The sequence below is a fragment of the Achromobacter sp. genome (assembly GCF_050285565.1).
Taxonomy (GTDB): Bacteria; Pseudomonadota; Gammaproteobacteria; order Burkholderiales; family Burkholderiaceae_B; genus Achromobacter.
In genome coordinates, this window is sequence record NZ_JBLZXG010000009.1 from 59,647 (window position 1) to 75,958 (window position 16,312).

Here is a 16,312-nt window from a genome sequence, read left to right on the forward strand (position 1 = left end):
CGAGTCTACCGATGCCCGCTGCCCAACTGCGCTTTGGCCTGGCCGCCAACCGATTGCACCATGAAACGCCCGATGCCGCCCTGTTCACGTGGTTGCGGGCCTGTTCGTCCACGATTCGCGAACTGGGGGTGCAGTTGCATACCGTCGGCCGCACGCATGATGCGATCGTGCGCGAGGGTATGTTGCAGGGCTATTCCGGGCTGATCCGCTATCCGTATGGCCGCGAGGGCGGGCTGATGAAGCTGGTGGCGCGCGTGACCGAGGGCCGCGACGGGCAGGCGCCGTTCGATGGCGCGATCTACCTGATCGATCCGGTCGATCCGTCTTCGATCTTTCCCGAGGCGCTGGCGCTCAAGCGCCAGTGCATCACGCACGGCCGGCCGTTCATCTCGACGCTGGCCGGCGCCATCGAATGGATGGAGGTCGAGCGCGTGCATGCGGGCCTGGCGCCGGATGTGTCGGCGTCGCGCCTGTTCAACTTCGCTGGGCAGACGCTGGCGCTGATCGCGCACGATGCGCTCAAGGACGAGATGGTGGCGTTCGCGGCCGAGCATTTCGATGTGTTGTCGCAGTTCGCGCGGCGCGTGGCCACCGGCACCACCGGCGGCCGCCTGAACGAGCTGGCGTGGTCGCGCGGCTGGCCCAAGGATACGCCGTGGGTGCACCGCTACCTGAGCGGGCCGCTGGGCGGCGACGCGCAGATCGCGGAACTGGTGCTGGAGCACCAGTGTCAGCGCGTCATCTTTTTCGAGGATCCGCATGTGGCGCGCCAGCACGAGGCGGATATCCAACTGCTGGAGCGTGCGGTGCGCGTGGTGACGGAGTCGGCCACGTGCGCGACCTCGCCGTCGGTGGCGCGGCGCTGGGCCCAGGCGGTGGAACTGCGGGCAGGGCGCGGTTGAGCCGGCAGCATGCGGGCGTGGCGCCTTTTCCTTGTCGTTTGCCCTGATGCGCCGCACGGCGGCGCTCTGTGGATAGGCTGAACCAGCACCTGACCGGCGAGGTGCGCACCAGCGCGGTGATACCGACAAGGCCCAGGCCACCGCCAAGCGTTTCGGCCCCCTCGACAATCTGGACGGGCGCTTCACGGTGGGCGCGGGCACGCGCTGGATGTCGTCGTTCCGCGATGGCGACGGGCCCAAGCTGTCGCCGGGCGATTGCTGGTGTGGCGCGCGTCGCAGCGCGATCGCCAGCGTTACCTATAAGTTCTGACGCGGGCGCGGCACGCGGTTCAGCGGCTTTGGAAGCGCGGCGCGCGCTTTTCGCGGAAGGCGCGCACGCCTTCGGCGAAGTCCTCGCGCCGGGCGCTCTCCAGGAAGCAGGCGGTTTCTTCGGCCAACTGCGTTTCCAGCGTCGCATGGGCGGCGTTGCGCAGCAGGTGTTTGGCACCGGCGATGCCGTGTGGCGCGTGGCTGGCCAGTTGTTGCGCGTAGGCTTGCGCCTGCGGCGCGAGTTGGCCGGCGTCGGCGACGCGGTTGATTAGCCCCCAGGCATGCGCTTGCGCGGCGGTGAAGGCATCGTGGCGCAGCAGCAGGTCGAGCGCGCGGCGCGGGCCGAGCAGGCGGTTCAGGCCGTGGGTCATGCCGGCGTCGGGCGTGGCGCCGAGCTTCAGGTAGGCCGTCATGAAGCGTGTGCCGGCGTCGGCGATGGCCAGATCGCAGGCCAGCACCAGCGACAGGCCGGCGCCCGCGGCGACGCCGTGGACCTGCGCCAGCCAGACTTTGTTCATGCGCGCGACATGCGCGATGAAATCGTTGAGCGGCGTGAACAGGTCCAGCAATTTGGCGCGCACCGCGTTGACGTCGCCTTCGAACAGGGAAACGTCGCCGCCGGCGCAGAAGGCCTTGCCGGCGCCGCGCAGCAGCACGACCCGGATGTCGGCGCGCGTCTCGAGCCATTGGGCCGCGCGTTGCAGGTCTTGCGCCATGGCGATGTCGATGGCGTTGAGCGTGTCGGGCTGGTTCAGCGTCAGCGTGGCGGTGCCGTCGCCGGCCTCCAGCAGCAGGGTCGGAAAGACCGGAAGGGGTGGGTTCATGGCTTGTCTCCGTTATCGGGTAAATACCAACTTTCGATCCAAAAACCACGATGCTATGGTCGGAACCAAGCGCTTGCTCGGTTGCCGTCCGCCACACAAGCGTAACGCATAGAACGATTTTCCGGCGCTGTACAGCGTAGGTAAAGACAGGTTCGCCGCATCGCCTGCCTCGGGGCTACGCTGATTCACCGCCAATAGAAAAACAGCTTCGCGACAACCGCGAGGAGACAAAGGTGGATCAATCCGACAGCCCTCCCTTGCTGGAGGTGGATGGGGTCACGTTGGCGTTCGGCGGGGTCAAGGCGCTTGCGGGCGTGGGCTTTCGCGTCGCGCCGGGATCCATCACCACGGTCATCGGCCCCAATGGCGCGGGCAAGACCTCGCTGTTCAATACCATCTCGGGTTTCTATCGGCCGGCCGCGGGCACCATCCGCTTCATGGGCCGTGACATCACGCGCGTGGCCGCGCCCGAGCGCGCCCGCCTGGGGCTGGCGCGCAGTTTCCAGAACATCGCGTTGTTCCGCGGCATGACGGTGCTGGACAACATCAAGCTGGGGCGCCACGCCCACCTGCGCACCAACGTGCTGGACGCGCTGCTGTACCTGGGGCGGGCGCGGCGCGAGGAGATGGCGCTGCGCGCCGACATCGAGGAACGCATCATCGACTTCCTGGAGATCGACCACATCCGCCACGCGCCGGTGGCGGCGCTGCCGTACGGGCTGCGCAAGCGGGTGGAGCTGGCGCGGGCGCTGGCGATGCAGCCCAAGGTGCTGATGTTGGACGAGCCGGTGGCGGGCATGAACCGCGAGGAGACCGACGACATGGCGCGCTTCATCCTCGACGCGCGCGCCGAGTGGGGCGTGACGGTGCTGATGGTGGAACACGACATGGGCATGGTGATGGACCTGTCCGATCACGTGGTGGTGCTGAATTTCGGCCAGGTGATCGCCGATGGCACGCCGGCGGCGGTGCAGGCCGATCCCGAGGTCATCAAGGCGTATCTGGGCGCTGGCGATGTCGGCGACTTGCGCCGGCGGCTGCGCGAGGCGGCCTGATGGACGGCCTGTTCTTCTTGGAGGTGACACTGGCCGGGCTGGGCAGCGGCGGCCTGTATGCGCTGGCGGCGCTGGCGTTCGTGATCGTCTACAAGGCGACGCGGGTGGTCAACATCGCCATCGGCGAGTTCCTGATGATGGGCGCCTACGTGTTCTATGCGTTCGCCGCCGGCATGGCCTGGCCGGTATGGGCGGCGATCGCCGGCGCGGTGCTGGTGTCCGCCGTGCTGGGCGCGGTGGTCGAGCGCCTGACGATCCGGCCGATGCTGGGCGAATCGCCGATTTCGGTGTTCATGATCACGGTGGGGCTGGCGTCGATCCTGGTGGGCGTGGTGGAACTGATCTGGACGGCGGACCAGCGCCGGCTGCCGGAATTCATGCCGCGCGCGCCGGTGATGGTGGGCGAGGCTTTCGTCGCGCCCAAGGTGTTCTACGGCTTCTGGGTGGCGCTGGCGCTGGTGTTGCTGGTGTTGGCGGTGTTCCGCTACTGGCGCGGCGGGGTGGCGTTGCGCGCCACCGCGTCGGACCAGGGGGCGGCGTATGCGATGGGCATCAACGTGCCGCGCGTGTTCTCGCTGTCGTGGGCGGCGGCGGGCGCGATCGCGGCGGTGTCTGGGGTGATCGTGGGGGCGATCGGCGGCATCTCGTCGTCGATGGGCGTGTTCGGCCTGTCGGTGCTGGTGGTGGTGATCGTGGGCGGCCTGGACAGCGTGGCGGGGGCGCTGGTGGGCGGGCTGTTCATCGGGCTGCTGGAGGCCTGGGCCGGCGCCTACCTGGGCGGCGAATACAAATTGCTGGCGACCTTCGTGGTGCTGGTGGCGGTGCTGATGATGCGGCCTTACGGGCTGTTCGGCACGCGCGAAATCGAGAGGCTGTAGCCATGCGCATCGCGACCGCGAAAGAGAGCTATCGGGCCGACGAGGCGCTGTTCGATACCAATACCCAACGGCTGTGGCTGGCGCTGCTGGCGGCGTCGCTGGCGCTGTTCCCTTTCGTGGCCGACGCCTACTGGCTGTACCTGGCGTGCCTGGTGGCGATCAACGTGGCCAGCGCCACGGGGCTGAACATCCTGACGGGCTACACCGGGCTGGTGAGCCTGGGGCAGGCGGCGTTCATGGGGCTGGGTGCGTACACGGTGGCGGTGATGGAACTGCGGCTGGGCACGCCGGTATTGCTGAACTTGGTGGGCGCGGGCGTGGTGGCGATGCTGGGCGGGCTGCTGGTGGGGATTCCGTCGTTGCGGGTCAAGGGCCTGTACCTGGCGATCTCGACCATCGCGGCCTCGTTCATCGCGCACTTCGTGTTCGCCAACTGGGCCTTCACCGGCGGCACGGGCGGGTTGCAGGTGCCGCCGGCGCGGCTGCTGGGGATCGACCTGGACACGTCGTTCAAGATCTATTGGCTGATCGTGCCGTTGACGGCGCTGATGGTGCTGGGCGCGGCCAACCTGTTCCGCACCCGCATCGGCCGCGCCTTCATCGCGATCCGCGACCGGGATATTTCCGCCGAGGTGCTGGGCATCCACCTGCTGCGCTACAAGCTGCTGTCGTTCGGGCTGTCGTCGTTCTACGCGGGCGTGGCGGGCGGGCTGTGGGCGTATTTCTTTCGCGTGGTCACGCCGGAGAGCTTTCCGCTGATCATGTCGATCTTCTTTCTGGCGGCGATCATCGTGGGCGGCATGGGGTCGATCCTGGGCTCGATCCTGGGCGCGGTATTCATGACCATGGTGCCCGAACTGCTCAAGCTGGTGGTGGGTTGGTTGCCGTTGGGGGGCGATGCGTTGCGCTTGATTTCGCCGGTGCGCACCATCGTTTTCGGCCTGCTGATCGTGGGCTTTCTGATCTTCGAGCCGCATGGGCTCGCGGAAATCTGGCGCCGCGTGCGCCGTTACTTCCATCTGTGGCCCTTCCGCACGTAGCGGCCGCGTATTCCCAAGAGAACCAGGAGACGAAACCATGAAGCGCATCCGGATAGGCAGCGGTTTATCGAAGTTGCTGGCGCCCTTGGGCGTGGCATTGGCGCTGGCGGCGGCGCCGGCGGCCCAGGCCGAGGAGGACCTGGTGCTGGGCGGCTCGATCCCGTTGAGCGGGGTGTTCGCGTTCGCGGGGCAGGGCATCCATGCCGGCATCACCGACTACGTCAAGATCGTCAACGAACAGGGCGGCATCAAGGGCCGCAAGCTGCGCTACGTGCCGGAGGACACCGCCTACAAGGTGGATGCGTCGGTGGCGGCCTTCAAGAAGATCACCAGCCAGAACAAGGTCAATTTCTACTACGGCGACTCGACCGGGTTTTCCAAGACCATCAATGCCGAGCTGAACCGCTCGGGCGACATCCTGATGACGGGCGCGTCGTTCGCCACCGAATTGAACGACCCGGCCAAGTACCCGGCGCAGTTCATGCTGGGGCCGGACTACACGGAAATGTTCGGCATCCTGCTGCGCTACATCGCCAAGGAAAAGCCGGGCGCCAAGGTGGCGTTCGTGTATTCGGACACCGAGTTCGGGCGCGACCCGATCGCCAGCTCGCGCGCGGTGGCGCAGAAGCTGGGGCTGACGGTGGCCACCGAGATCATGACGCCGCCGGGCAGCGTGGATGTGTCGACCGAGGTCATCAAGCTGCGCCGCGCCGATCCGGATTTCACCATCTTTCACGGCTACGTGCTGGCGCCGATTCCAGAATTCGTCGGGCAGGGCAAGCGCATGGGCCTGAAGACGCGCTACATGGGCACGTTCTGGACCATGGACAATTCCACGGTGATGCAGATGGGCGAGGACGCCGAGGGCTTCATGGGCGTGATGCCGTACCGCTACTACTACGATCAGGCGGCCGACGCGCCGATGCTCAAGAAGATCCGCGAGATGCGGCCGCAGTATCAGAGCACCGGCTATATGCAGGGCTTCCTGGCGGCGATGCTGTTCACCGAGGTGGCCAAGCGCACGCTGGAGGCGGGCAAGGCGCTGACCAGCGCCAACATGAAGGCGGCGCTGGAAGGCATCAAGGACTTCGATACCGGCGGGCTGATCGGCGTGCCGATCAGCATCAAGGGCAATTCGATTCCGGTGGGCCGCATCTACCGCGCCGACGCCAAGCAGAAGCAGATGGTGCCGGCGTCCGACTGGATCGTGCTGCAGTGAGGCGCCCGTGAATTCCGGACATGCTGCGTCGCCGCCGACGGTGCTGGACATCAACAACATCGAGGTGGTCTACAACAAGGCGGTGCAGGTGCTGCGCGGCCTGTCGCTGGCGGTGCCGGCCGGCGCCATCGTGGCGCTGCTGGGCAGCAACGGCGCCGGCAAGTCGACCACGCTGAAGGCGGTGTCGCGGCTGCTCGACCTGGAGGACGGCGAGCTGGCGCGCGGACGCATCCTGTTCGATGGCGCGGACACCGCCGGCACGCGGCCGCAGAACCTGGTGCGGGCCGGGCTGGCGCACGTGATGGAAGGGCGGCGCGTGTTCGAGGATCTGTCGGTCGAGGAAAACCTGGTGGCCGCGACCTACGCGCTGAGCGGCAGGTCCGGCGCCAGGGCCGACTTCGATCTGGTGTATGGCTATTTCCCGCGGCTGTACGAACGCCGCCGTGGGCTGGCGGGCTACTTGTCGGGCGGCGAGCAGCAGATGCTGGCGATCGGGCGGGCGCTGATCGCGCAGCCCAAGCTGATGTTGCTGGACGAGCCGTCGCTGGGGCTGTCGCCGATGCTGGTGGAGACGATCTTTGCCATCATCGCCCGCATCAATCGCGAGCAGGGGGTGTCGATGCTGCTGGTGGAGCAGAACGCGTCGGTGGCGCTAGCGGTGGCGCATTACGGCTACATCATGGAAACGGGCAAGGTGGTGATCGACGGCACGGCCGAACGGCTGGCGGCCGATCCCGATGTGCGCGAGTTCTACCTGGGCGTGGGCGGCGCGGGCGAGGCGCGCGGCTTTCGCGACATCAAGCACTACAAGCGCCGCAAGCGCTGGCTGTCATGAGCGGGCTGCGCGAGGATGCCCGCGCGGGCGCGGCTGCCTGGCCGGCGCTGACCTTGCCGCAGATGCTGCGCGAGCAGGCGCGGCGCCAGCCCGACGCCATCGCGGTGCGGCAGAAGGACTTCGGCATCTGGCGGCCGGTGTCGTGGGCCGACTACTGGCGCCGCGCCTGCCGTGTCGGGCTGGGACTGCGGGCGGCGGGGCTGTCGCGTGGCGGGCGGGTGGCCATCGTCGCCGAGAACCGGCTGGAGTGGCTGCTGACGCAGCTGGGCGCCGGCGCGGTCGGCGGCGTGGCGGTGGGCGTGTACGCCACCAGCCCGGCCGAGGAAATGGGTTACGTGCTGGAACATGCCGACGTCGAACTGGTGGTGTGCGAGGACCAGGAGCAGACCGACAAGGTGTTGCGGGTGGCGCACCGGCTGCCGCTGTTGCGGCGCATCGTGGTGATGGAGACCAAGGGCCTGCGCTCGTACGCGCCGGCCGACCGCGCGCGTATCGTCGCTTTCGCCGAACTGGAGGCCGATGGCCAGCGGCTGGAGGTGGACGGGCTGCAGGCATTGAATGACGCGCTGGATGCGCAAGGGCTGGACGATCTGGGCCTGATGATCTACACGTCGGGGTCGACCGGCAAGCCCAAGGGCGCGATGCTCAGTTACCGCAACATGCGCGGGGTGGCGCCGGGCATCGCTGATCGGCTGGGCATGGACGCGCGCAGCGTGCACCTGTCGTACCTGCCGCTGTGCCACGTGGCCGAGCAGATGCTGTCGACCTTCGTGCCGATCTACCTGGGCGCGCAGGTCAACTTCGGCGAATCGATCCGCACCGTGCAGGAAGACTTGCGCGAGGTGGCGCCGACGCTGTTCCTGGGCGTGCCGCGCATCTGGGAGAAGCTGCACGCGTCGATCTCGATCAAGATGCAGGAGGCTGGACGCGTGCAACAGTGGCTGTACCGGCGCGCCCTGGCGGCGTGCGCGCCGTTCGCGCATAAATCGGCGGGGCAGCGCGGCTGGGGCGAGCGGGCCACCTATGCACTGTGGTACTGGCTGGTGCTGCGCGCGTTGCAGAACTTCATCGGCCTGCGGCGCGCGCGGGTGGCGATGACGGGGGCCGCGCCGATCGCGCCGCAGGTGGTGCGTTATTTCCGAAATCTGGGCGTGCCGCTGGTGGAGGTGTATGGCCTGACCGAGTCGACCGGCATGATCTTCGGCCAGCATCCGGAGCGCGTGCGGGCGGGCACGGTGGGCGAGCCGATCCTCGGCGTGGACTGGCGGCTGGGCGAGCAGGGCGAATTGCAGGTGCGCGGCGACATGGTGTTCGCCGGCTATTACAAGAACGCCGCCGCCACCGCCGAGGCGGTGCGCGATGGTTGGCTGCATACCGGCGACGTGGCCGAGGCGCGCGACGGCCACCTGCGTATTGTCGATCGCCTCAAGGACATCATGATCACCGCCGGCGGCAAGAACCTGACGCCATCGGAGATCGAGAACGCGGTCAAGAGCAGCCCTTACGTCAAGGAGTGCGTGATCATCGCGGACGGCCGGCGCTATGTGGCCGCGCTGATCCAGCTGGAGTTCGAGACGGTGGCCAAGTGGGCCGAATCGCGCCGCATCGCCTTCACCCATTTCCGTTCGCTGGCCGAGAGCGCCGAGGTGCGCGAACTGGTGGCCGGCGAGGTGGCGCGCGCCAACGCGGGGTTGGCGCCGGTGGCGCAGATCAAGCGCTTTCACCTGCTGACCAAGGAGCTGGATCATGACGATGGCGAGGTGACCGCGACCATGAAGGTGCGCCGCGCCAGCATTTACCGCGGCTACGCGGATGAGATCGAACGGCTCTACGCCGAGGAGACGCCAGCATGAACGAAGCGGTGATCGTGGAGGCGGTGCGCACGCCGTTCGGGCGGCGCGGCGGCTGGTGGGCCGACAGGCGGCCCGATGACCTGCTGGCCGAGGTGATCCGGGGCCTGCTGGCGCGCGCCGGGCTGCCGGGCGGCCAGGTGGATGATGTGATCGCCGGCTGCGTCAGCCAGGCGGGCGAACAGGGCGCCAATATCGGCCGCCTGGCGGCGCTGCTGGCCGGCCTGCCGGAGACGGTGCCGGGTGTGGCGCTGAACCGCATGTGCGGATCGAGCCAGCAGGCGGTGCATGCCGGGGCGCAGGCGATCGCGGCCGGCGACATGCGCTATGTGGTGGCCGGCGGCGTCGAAAGCATGAGCCGCGTGCCGATGTTCCTGGACGTGACCCTGGGCCAACGCGAGTTCCGCGGCTTCGAGTCGCTCAACCCCGGGCTGTTGCAGCGCTATCCGCTGGTCCATCAGATCGAGAGCGCCGAGCGCATCGCCGAGCAGTGGCAACTGGGGCGCGCCGAGCTGGATGCCTGGTCGATGCAGAGCCATGCGCGCGCCTGGGCCGCGGCCAGCGCCGGCCGCCACACCGAGTTGCTGCCGGGTCCGCCCGGCACCCCGGCGCGCGACGAGGGCATCCGTGAAGCGGCCGATCCGGCCAAGATGGCGGCGCTGCCGCCAGCCCTGCGCCCGTCGGGCCAGGGCAACGTGACGGCGGCGCAGTCGAGCCAACTGGCCGATGGCGCGGCGGCGTTGTTGCTGGCGGATCGCGCGGCCGCGTTGGCGGACGGCCTGCGGCCCCAGGCGCGCTTTCGCGCCCGGGTGGCGATCGGCTCCGATCCGGTGTTGCAGTTGACTGGGGTCATCGCCGCGACCGAGCGCGCCCTGGCGCGGGCCGGTCTGCGGCTGCGGGACATCGACTGGATCGAGATCAACGAGGCCTTCGCCAGCGTGGTGCTGGCGTGGTTGAAAACGCTGGACGCGGACCCGGCGCGGGTCAACCCGTGGGGCGGCGCCATTGCCCACGGCCATCCGCTGGGCGCCACGGGCGCGGCGCTCATGGCCAAGATGCTGGCCGGCCTGCGCGCCACGGGCGGCCAGTTCGGGCTGCAGGTCATGTGCATCGGGCATGGCATGGCGACGGCCACGATCGTCGAGCGGCTATGAGCCGATCCGCCAAGGCCGCGGCGCAGGCGGCGCCGACGGGCCACGAAGACGGCGCGGAATCACTGCGGCGCGCCGAGGTGATCCTGACGGCGGCGCGCCTATTCCGCCGGCACGGCTACGAGCGCACCACGGTGCGCGCGCTGGCGCGCGCCGTGGGCCTGCAGTCCGGCAGCCTGTTCCATCACTTCCGCAGCAAGGAGGAGATCCTGGTGGCGGTGATGAACAACGGCATCGAGGAAGTGCTGGAGGGCGGGCGTCAGGCGCTGGCGTTGTACCAGTCGCCGGCCGACCGGCTGGCGGCGCTGTTCCGGGTGCATATGTGGAGCATGTTGCACGGCGCCGGCGGCGATGCGATGAATGCGCTGGTGTACGAGTGGCGCAGCCTGTCGGCGCCGAGCCAGGCCAGCGTCAAGGCGTTGAGCGATCGCTATGAGGCCATGTGGCAGGACGCGGTGGCGGCGGCGGTGGCTGCCGGTGTGCTGCGCGGCGACGCGCGCGTGATCAAGCGTTGCGTGCTGGGGGCGATGAACCTGACGGTGCAGTGGTACAAGCCCGACGGCCGGCTGCGACCGGCCGCGTTCATCGATGAGATGCTGCGGGCCAGCCTGCCGACGTTGCCGGAGGGGGCGGGGTGCTGGCCGGTGGGCTGAATAAGGGACGGATTTTCACGCGGGGAGAGCCTCGCAATAAATGTGAATATTTTTGTTCATTTGTTAAAGACTAATAATTAATGTTAAAAGTCTGTTTCTCTTAGAAACATAATCCGGATCAATCCGGGAGGGATAGAGGAACATGCTGCGAGTCTTGACGGCTTCGGGCCTGGCTTTGCTTTTGGCGGGCTGTGCTGCGACGCATCAAAGCAAGGTGGGCCAGAGTACGGCGGATGCCAGCCAGGGACGGCTGCAGGACGCCATCATCAAGGTGGATGGACAGTTGCAGGGGGGCAAGGCGGATGACGTACTGCTCAACCTGGAAAAGGGCGAGTTGCTGCGCATCGCCTCGAACTACGGCGATAGCATGGCCGCCTTCGAAATTGCCGACAACGCGGTCAAGCAGTGGGAAGAGCAGGCGCGAGGCTTGGTGACGGAAGCGGCAAGCCAGGTCGGGGCGACGCTGTTGGGCGATGGCACCCGAGACTACGAGGTGCAGGACTACGAGAAAGTCATGCTGACCACGGTCATGGCGCTGAACCGCCTGTCGCAGGGAGACCTGGACACCGCCCGCATCGACATCAAGCGCACGCACGAGCGCGAAGCCATCATCGCCGAATTCCGCGCCAAGCAGACCGAGGAGGCCGAGGCCAAGGCCAAGGAGAAGGGCGCCCAGGTCAAGACAGCCAAGCTCCAGGGCTACCCGACCGAGACCCTCAACGATCCCGAGGTGTTGGGACTGAAGAACGGCTACCAGAACGCCCTGAGCCATTACCTGTCGGGTTTCGTCTACGAGGCCCTGAACGAACCCAGCCTGGCGGCGCCGGGCTATCGCCAGGCGATCCAGTTGCGGCCGGGTAGCACGGTGCTGGAGGCGGGCCTGGAGGGCTTGGATCAGCGACGCGGCCAGCAACGCAAGAATGGCGCGACCGATGTGCTGTTCGTGATCGAGTCGGGCAACGCTCCGGCGCGGGAATCGAAGAAGTTCCTGCTGCCGGTGCCGACGCCGCAGGGGCTGATCACGGTGGGCATGTCGTATCCCGTGATCAACGCCGTGTCCGATGCGCCCAGCGTGGAGCGGATTGCGGTGGGCGACACGATGCTGGATACCGGCCTGGTCGCCGATTTCAACGTCATGGCCCGCCGCGCCTTGAAGGACGATCTGCCGGGCATGCAGGCGCGCGCGACGGTGCGCATGATCGTCAAGGCCGGCGCGCAAGTGGTTCTGTACAAGGAAGGCGGCATGCTGGCAGGCCTGCTCGGCAGCGTCGCGGCGGCCGTGACCGAACCGCCGGCCGATGACCGCATGTGGCGCACGTTGCCTGGCCGTGTCTATGTGGCTCGTACGTTCCTGCCGCCGGGCGACTACAACGTTTCGCTGCCTGGCGTGCCCGGTGCGACGCAGAAGATCTCGGTCGGCGGGCGCCACATGATCGTGCCATTGCGCACGTTCGCGTCTGTGACCTATTTTGGCGAGCCTGGCCGCTTCGGCGATTTGGCCGCGCCCCAACCCGAGGACAAGCGCGGACCCGGCAAACGCCGTCCGGCGCCCAAGTCCGCCTCCTTGAACTGAACGCGCCCGGCGCGTAGCGGAAATTCCTATGAAGCAGTTTGCCCAATGCACGGCCGCGCTGGCGCTGGGGCTGGCCCTGGCGGGTCAGGCCATGGCGCAGGCCAATCCCGCGCCGCCCTATGCGGCCTCGCCCGGCATCGCCGCCAAGCTCATGGTGCGCGATTCGGTGCGCGACCTGCGCGTCGAAAGCCTGCGGTCGCAGCGTCGCAACGACGTCATGGTGGTGCAGGCCGAGATCGTCAACACCAGCGGCCTGAACTCGCGCCTGTACTACCGCTTCCGCTGGTTCGACGCCGACGGCATGCAGGTCGGCGATGACGAGGCCTGGAAGCCGCTGACGTTCCTGAACCGGCAGAGCCTCATGGTCAAGGGCGTGGCCTATGGCCCGCAGGCGACCGATTTCCGCATCGAGATGAGCGCCGAGTCGCCCTGATGGCCGCTCGGCGCGCCTGATTTCCAGAAAAATATCCACGGAGTTTGTATGCGTTCCAATCTGTTCCCCCGCCTGATGACCGGCATGGCCCTCTCCTGGGCGCTCCTGCTGGCCGGTTGCCAGACGACGCAACCCAAGGTCGATTCGTCCTCCGGCGTCAGCTACGGCGATGCCAAGGCGGTCGAGACGGTGAGCAACGAGTTCGGTTCGACCGATCTGCAGATGATCGCCGAGAAGATGACCGGCTCGCTGCTGGAAAGCCCGGTGTTCAGCGGCCGGCCGACGGTGACGTTGGCGCCTGTGCGCAACAAGACCAGCGAATACATCGACACCAAGTCGATCATGAACACGATCCAGACCCAGCTGGTCAAGAGCGGCAAGGTGCGTTTCACGCGCAGCATGGACGAGATGCAGTCCGGCGTGGAGGAACTGCAGCGCCAGAACCAGAGCGGACTGTACAAGAACCAGGGCAAGGCCAAGATGGGCAACATGGTCGGCGCCAAGTACGCGCTGGAAGGGGAGATCTCTTCCATCGTCAAGCAGGCCAGCGGCGTCAAGGACGTCTACTACAAGATGACGCTCAAGCTGTATGACGTGCAGGAAGGCACCATAGAGTGGCAGGAAGAGAAGGAAATCCGCAAGACCACGCGCCGTTGATTCCATCACCCATTCGAGGCATTCCGATGCTGAAAACCTATCGTTTGATGGCCGCGCTGGCGCTGTGCGTGGCGGCGCTGCCCGCCGCCCGCGCCGCAGAGCCCAGGATCGCGGTGACCGACCTGGCCTATGAAGAGCGGGTCCGCGAGTATTTCCGCGTGGTCTCCGCGTCCAGCAAGAGCAGCGTCAACGCCAGCGCCAGCGTGCAGGATGGCCCGCGCTCGTATTCCGAGCGGGGACGCGTGAGCGCCCGCTCGGAAAGCAGCTACTACGAGGAAGAGGGCACGTACTCGTACATCGAGTACGGCGAACTGCGCAAGTACACCGCGGACCTGAAAGGCGCCATGCTCAAGGGCGGCGGCGTCAGGCTGGTGCAGGGCAAGGCCTACCAGGGCAAGCCGACCGAAAAACTCTTCGACATCGTGGCGCGGATCCGGCAAGGCCAGTTCGCCGGCGCCGACTACGTGCTGTTCGGCACGGTCAGCGATGTCCAGTTCAACCAGAACGCCATGTCGTTTGGCGGTTCGGCCACCTCGGCCACGCTGGGCCTGGATATCGCCGTGGACTTCAGCCTCATCAACACGCGCACCTACGAGGTCAAGGCGGCATTCACGGCGCTGGGCTCGGGACAGGACGTGAAGGTGGTATCGCGGCCGGGCGACCGGGCCACTTTCAGCCGGCCGAAGGTGATCGCCGAGGCGTCCAAGAGCCTGGCGGAAGCGGCCTATGGCGAGCTGATGAGCCAGTTCGGCCTGCCTGGCCGACACCTGCAGGGGGCGACTGGCGCCAACCCGCCGCCGCCGGCCTCGCGCAACGAGCCGGTGGTGAACTACTGATCCGGCATGGGGCGCCGGCGGCGCCCCTGGCGGCATCAGGCCGGATCCGGCCAGTAATGGCTATCCGGCAACGCGCGCGCGCCGAAGATCGCCTGGCCGACGCGCACGACGGTGGCGCCTTCCTCGATGGCGATCTCGAAGTCGCCCGACATGCCCATCGACAGTTCGTCCAGGTGGAAGCCGGCGGGCGCTTCCTGGCGCAGGCGGTCGCGCAGGCCGCGCAGCAGCACGAAGCACTGGCGCACGCGTTCGGCCTCGCTGGAGAACAGCGCCAGCGTCATCAAGCCGCGCACGCGCAGCGCGGAGTAGGCCGGCAGCGCCTGGAGGAAGGCCGCCACGTCATCGGGCGCCAGGCCATACTTGCTGGGTTCGCCAGAGGTGTTGACCTGCACGAACACGTCCAGCGCGCGGCCCTCGGCCTGCAGGCGCCGGTCCAGCGCCTCGGCCAGCCGCAGGCTGTCCAGCGCCTGGAACTCACTGGCGAACTGCGCTACCAACTTGGCCTTGTTGGTCTGCAGGTGGCCGATGACCGACCAGCGCAGATCGGCCAGGTCGGCGGTGTTTTCCCATTTGCGGTGGGCTTCCTGCACCTTGTTCTCGCCCAGCAGGCGGCATCCGGCGGCATAGGCCAGCCGGATGCGGGATTCGTCCATGGTCTTGCTGACCGGCAGCAGGCGTACGCTGGCCGGATCGCGGCCGGCGCGATGGCAGGCGGCCTGCATGCGGGCGTGGATGGCGGCGAGGTTATGGCGGAAGTCCTCGACGCTGAGGGCCTGGGGATAACGGCCGTGCCGGTCGTGGCGAGTCTGCGTGGCAGGGGCCGATGCGGCGGAATCGGGCGGGGGTGTCATCATTTCACCATTTCCTTGCCGGCGGCGCCGGGGCGCGGTTGGGGGGCGCGGCGCGGCAGGCGGCCGTTGAGCAGGGCGTGCGCGGCCAGGCCGATCACCAGGCCCCAGAAGGCCCCGCCGATGCCGAACAGCTTGATGTTGGCGGCCGCAGCCAGGAAGGTAATGAGGGCCGCTTCGCGCGCCTTGGGGTCGGCCAGCGCGCTGGCCAGGCTGCCGCCGATGGTGCCCAGCAGGGCCAGGCCCGCCAGGGTGGTGATGAAGGTGGCGGGCAGGGCCATGAACACGGCCGCTAGGGTCACGCCGAACACGCCCACCAGAATGTAGAAGATGCCGGCGGCGATGCCTGCGACCCAGCGCTTGGCGGGGTCATCGTGGGCTTCCTTGCCGGTGCAGATGGCGGCCGTGATCGCCGCCAGGTTGAAGGCGTGCGAGCCGAATGGCGCCATCAGCAGCGAGCCCAGGCCGGTGACGGTCACGATGGGGTTGGCGCTGGTTTTGAAGCCGTCGTTGCGCAGCACCAGCATGCCCGGCATGTACTGGCCGGTCAGCGTGATCAGGAACAGCGGCAGGGCCACGCTGAGCAAGCTGTTGAGCGAGAAGGCCGGGGCGGTGTAGACCGGGGCGGCGAAGGCCAGCGTCAGGCCCGAAAGGTCGACCCGGTTCTGTAGCAGCAGCAACGCCAGTCCCGACACCAGGATGCCGACCACGGCGTAGCGCGCGGTGTAGCGTTTGAGGGCGACGTAGGCCAGGATCAGCCAGGCGGTGAGCAGCGGGTCCAGGTTCATGCCGCCGAAGGCGCCGATGCCGAACGGCAGCAAGATGCCCGCCAGCAGACCGGCGGCCACGCCGGGCGGGATCAGGCGGATGGCCTTGTCGAAGTAGCCGGACAGGCCGAGCGCGACGAAGGCGGCGGCCGATAGCAGGTAGGCGCCGATGGCTTCGGCATAGGGCGTGGTGGCGAGCGCCGTGACCAGGAAAGCGGCGGCCGGCGTGGACCACGCGGTGATGATCGGTTCGCGGGCGGCCCAGCTGAGCAGCAGGCCGGTGACGCCGACGCCGATGGACACTGACCAGACCCACGAGGCGGTCAGCGCCGGGTCCAGGCCCGCGACTTTGGCGGCCTGGAACACCAGGATGAAGGTGCCGCCGTAGTTGACAATGACCGAGATCAGGCCGGCGACGATGGGATGGACGAGATCGCGCGGGGCCAGGGAGGAGGCGCTTGGGGTGGGCATGGGGACGGTGG

The 16,312-nt window shown here is 67.8% G+C and carries 16 protein-coding genes; 13 read left to right on the top strand and 3 right to left on the bottom strand.

Going from position 1 to position 16,312, the window contains the following annotated elements:
* Positions 1-11: 11 nt before the first annotated feature.
* Positions 12-902 (top strand): methylglyoxal synthase, encoded by an 891-nt coding sequence (locus ACN6O8_RS19395; RefSeq protein ID WP_427992622.1) that lies wholly within the window; start codon positions 12-14, stop codon positions 900-902.
* Positions 903-1,231: 329 nt separating this feature from the next.
* Here ACN6O8_RS19395 and ACN6O8_RS19400 read toward each other — a convergent pair whose 3' ends face one another.
* Positions 1,232-2,035 carry an enoyl-CoA hydratase/isomerase family protein gene (locus ACN6O8_RS19400; protein WP_427992623.1) on the bottom strand — a complete coding sequence of 268 codons (804 nt, stop codon included), beginning with the start codon at positions 2,033-2,035 and terminating at the stop codon, positions 1,232-1,234.
* A 257-nt stretch (positions 2,036-2,292) separates the two neighbouring features.
* On the opposite strand from ACN6O8_RS19400, the gene ACN6O8_RS19405 reads away from it, so the two are divergent.
* From ACN6O8_RS19405 to ACN6O8_RS19460, 12 genes are all read left to right on the top strand, one after another.
* Positions 2,293-3,090, top strand: a complete 798-nt coding sequence (locus tag ACN6O8_RS19405; RefSeq protein WP_427992819.1) for an ABC transporter ATP-binding protein — start codon at positions 2,293-2,295, stop codon at positions 3,088-3,090.
* On the top strand, positions 3,090-3,968 hold the full coding sequence (locus ACN6O8_RS19410; protein ID WP_427992624.1) for a branched-chain amino acid ABC transporter permease: 879 nt from the start codon (positions 3,090-3,092) through the stop codon (positions 3,966-3,968). Before ACN6O8_RS19405 ends, ACN6O8_RS19410 begins: the two co-directional genes overlap by 1 nt.
* Before the next feature lie 2 nt (positions 3,969-3,970).
* Complete coding sequence (locus ACN6O8_RS19415; protein ID WP_427992625.1) at positions 3,971-5,008, top strand: branched-chain amino acid ABC transporter permease; 1,038 nt, start codon at positions 3,971-3,973, stop codon at positions 5,006-5,008.
* Positions 5,009-5,045: 37 nt separating this feature from the next.
* Complete coding sequence (locus ACN6O8_RS19420) at positions 5,046-6,227, top strand: ABC transporter substrate-binding protein (RefSeq protein ID WP_427992626.1); 1,182 nt, start codon at positions 5,046-5,048, stop codon at positions 6,225-6,227.
* A gap of 40 nt (positions 6,228-6,267) precedes the next feature.
* The gene (locus ACN6O8_RS19425; RefSeq protein ID WP_427992820.1) at positions 6,268-7,062 is read left to right on the top strand and encodes an ABC transporter ATP-binding protein; all 795 of its coding nucleotides are present in this window, start codon (positions 6,268-6,270) and stop codon (positions 7,060-7,062) included.
* On the top strand, positions 7,059-8,915 hold the full coding sequence (locus ACN6O8_RS19430; RefSeq protein ID WP_427992627.1) for an AMP-dependent synthetase/ligase: 1,857 nt from the start codon (positions 7,059-7,061) through the stop codon (positions 8,913-8,915). The genes ACN6O8_RS19425 and ACN6O8_RS19430 overlap by 4 nt, the downstream gene beginning before the upstream one ends.
* Positions 8,912-10,066 (top strand): thiolase family protein, encoded by a 1,155-nt coding sequence (locus ACN6O8_RS19435; RefSeq protein WP_427992628.1) that lies wholly within the window; start codon positions 8,912-8,914, stop codon positions 10,064-10,066. The genes ACN6O8_RS19430 and ACN6O8_RS19435 overlap by 4 nt, the downstream gene beginning before the upstream one ends.
* Positions 10,063-10,716: a TetR/AcrR family transcriptional regulator gene (locus tag ACN6O8_RS19440; RefSeq protein WP_427992629.1), complete on the top strand. Its 654-nt coding sequence runs from the start codon at positions 10,063-10,065 to the stop codon at positions 10,714-10,716. Before ACN6O8_RS19435 ends, ACN6O8_RS19440 begins: the two co-directional genes overlap by 4 nt.
* 214 nt (positions 10,717-10,930) lie before the next feature.
* Positions 10,931-12,289, top strand: a complete 1,359-nt coding sequence (locus ACN6O8_RS19445) for a COG3014 family protein (protein ID WP_427992630.1) — start codon at positions 10,931-10,933, stop codon at positions 12,287-12,289.
* A 28-nt stretch (positions 12,290-12,317) separates the two neighbouring features.
* A complete protein-coding gene (locus tag ACN6O8_RS19450; RefSeq protein WP_061074264.1) occupies positions 12,318-12,722 on the top strand; it encodes a YcfL family protein in 405 nt (134 codons plus the stop codon).
* A gap of 48 nt (positions 12,723-12,770) precedes the next feature.
* A complete protein-coding gene (gene lpoB / locus ACN6O8_RS19455; protein WP_427992631.1) occupies positions 12,771-13,379 on the top strand; it encodes a penicillin-binding protein activator LpoB in 609 nt (202 codons plus the stop codon).
* Positions 13,380-13,405: 26 nt separating this feature from the next.
* A complete protein-coding gene (locus ACN6O8_RS19460) occupies positions 13,406-14,215 on the top strand; it encodes a hypothetical protein (protein WP_427992632.1) in 810 nt (269 codons plus the stop codon).
* 35 nt (positions 14,216-14,250) lie between these two features.
* On the opposite strand, the gene ACN6O8_RS19465 is transcribed toward ACN6O8_RS19460, so the two are convergent.
* Complete coding sequence (locus ACN6O8_RS19465; RefSeq protein WP_427992633.1) at positions 14,251-15,069, bottom strand: YggS family pyridoxal phosphate-dependent enzyme; 819 nt, start codon at positions 15,067-15,069, stop codon at positions 14,251-14,253.
* Positions 15,066-16,301: a benzoate/H(+) symporter BenE family transporter gene (locus ACN6O8_RS19470; protein ID WP_427992634.1), complete on the bottom strand. Its 1,236-nt coding sequence runs from the start codon at positions 16,299-16,301 to the stop codon at positions 15,066-15,068. The genes ACN6O8_RS19465 and ACN6O8_RS19470 overlap by 4 nt, the downstream gene beginning before the upstream one ends.
* Positions 16,302-16,312: the final 11 nt, after the last annotated feature.